Genomic DNA, 1,107 nt, shown 5'->3' with positions numbered 1-1,107 from the left:
TGAACCGCACCGGGTTGCTCGGAGGCTCCAATTCCTGAGAAGGTGGAGCCATGACAAGCAAGACGACCAACAAGTTCTCTCCCGAAGTCCGGACCCGTGCGGTGCGGCTGGTTCTGGATCACGAGCATGAACACCCCTCGCGCTGGGCTGCGGTCTTGTCGATCGCGGCCAAGATCGGCTGCACGGCGCAGACGCTGCATGAGTGGGTGAAGAAGGCCGAACGCGACAGTGGCGTGCGCGCCGGTGTGCCTACGGATGTGGCAACGAAACTCAAGGCCTTGGAGCGCGAGAACCGCGAGCTTCGCCAGGCCAACGAGATCCTTCGCAAGGCTTCCGCGTATTTTGCCCAGGCGGAGCTCGACCGCCGGTTCAAGCCATGATCGCGTTCATCGACGATCACCGCCAGGCGCATGGGGTCGAGCCGATCTGCAAGGTGCTGCCGATCGCCCCGTCGACCTACCACGACCATGTCGCCAAGCGCATCGATCCCTCCCGGCTGTCGGCTCGGGCGAAGCGGGATGAGGCCTTGAAGGATGAGGTCCGACGCGTGTTCGAGGCCAACTTCCGCGTCTACGGCGTTCGCAAGGTCTGGCGGCAGTTGCAGCGCGAGGGCTTCGACGTCGCCCGCTGCACGGTTGCCCGCCTGATGAGGGCCATGGGTCTTGAGGGCATCATCCGCGGCAAGCCGATCCGCACCACGGTGAGCGACAAGGCCGCACCTTGCCCTCTCGATCACGTTAATCGCCAGTTCCATGCCCCGGCGCCGAACATGCTGTGGGTCTCCGACTTCACCTACGTCGCGACCTGGACGGGCTTCGTCTATGTCGCCTTTGTCATCGACACCTATGCCCGCCGGATCGTTGGCTGGCGGGTGAGCCGGACGGCGCATGCGAGCTTCGTCCTGGACGCTCTGGAACAGGCACTCCATGATCGGCGGCCGATCCACCGCGGCGGGCTCGTGCACCATAGCGATAGAGGCAGCCAATATGTCAGCATTCGATATACCGAGCGCCTGGCGGAGGCCGGCGTCGAGCCTTCGGTAGGCAGCGTCGGCGACAGCTACGACAATGCTCTCGCCGAAACGATCAACGGTCTTTACAAGGCCGA

1 pseudogene and 1 other annotated feature are annotated in these 1,107 nt (G+C 64.0%); the pseudogene reads left to right on the top strand.

The features are described 5' to 3' along the window. Positions 1-50: 50 nt before the first annotated feature. A pseudogene (locus tag ACFFNA_RS35970) lies at positions 51-1,107 on the top strand (IS3 family transposase); the annotation flags it as partial. Next, positions 335-451: a sequence feature (AL1L pseudoknot), on the top strand. Its footprint overlaps the pseudogene before it by 117 nt.

It is taken from the genome of Mesorhizobium kowhaii, assembly GCF_042431665.1.
Lineage (GTDB): Bacteria > Pseudomonadota > Alphaproteobacteria > Rhizobiales > Rhizobiaceae > Mesorhizobium > Mesorhizobium kowhaii.
Note: the sequence above shows the minus strand (reverse complement) of the source record. Positions and strands in the feature narration are given on the sequence as shown.